This is a genomic window from Halomonas sp. 111 (assembly GCF_052379685.1).
In the GTDB taxonomy this organism is placed as follows: domain Bacteria; phylum Pseudomonadota; class Gammaproteobacteria; order Pseudomonadales; family Halomonadaceae; genus Vreelandella; species Vreelandella citrativorans.
Genome location: NZ_JBQSYV010000057.1, coordinates 1 through 742, shown reverse-complemented (window position 1 = coordinate 742; position 742 = coordinate 1). Strand labels below are relative to the sequence as shown.

The 742-nt window shown below is 61.5% G+C and carries 1 pseudogene; it reads left to right on the top strand.

Annotated elements, in window-relative coordinates:
• Positions 1-742: pseudogene (locus ACT3T7_RS18405) on the top strand (FAD-binding oxidoreductase); the annotation flags it as partial.

Genomic DNA, 742 nt, shown 5'->3' with positions numbered 1-742 from the left:
TAACGGCGCCTGCTACAACTATGACGTGGACGACCCCATGTGCCCGTCGTGGAAGGCGACCCGCAACCGTATTCACTCGCCCAAGGGGCGCGCCAGCCTGATGCGTGAATGGCTGCGCCTGCAGTCCCAGGCGGGCATTGACGTGGTCGAGGAGTCGCGCAAGAAAAAGGCGGAAGGCCGATGGGGCTTTGTTAAACACTTCCCGAAACGCCTGGCGAATACGTTCAGCCGCCGGCAGCATCATGACTACTCTCATCAGGTCTACGACGCCATGGCCGGCTGCCTGGCGTGCAAGTCCTGCGCGGGGCAATGCCCCATCAAGGTCAACGTGCCGCAGTTCCGTTCGCAGTTCTTGGAGGTGTATCACGGACGCTATTTACGCCCCCTGCGCGACTACGTAATAGGCAGCACAGAGGTCATGCTGCCCACGCTTGCCAAGGCAGCGCCACTGTATAACGCCGTGATGGGCCAGCGCTGGGTGGAAACGCTGATGCGCCGTAGCGTGGGCATGAGCGACTCGCCATTGCTCTCCCGCGCCAGCGTGAAAAAGCAGCTGCGTGCTTGGGGCGTGGCGGAAGCCACGCCCACCTCGCTTGCTCTGCTCACCGACCAGCAGCGCGCCAATAGTGTGATTGTGGTTCAGGATGCGTTCACCACGCACTTTGAAGCCAAACTGGTCATGGACGTGGTCGAACTACTCTCACGGCTCAACCTGCGCGTGTTGGTGATGCCCTATAGCGCC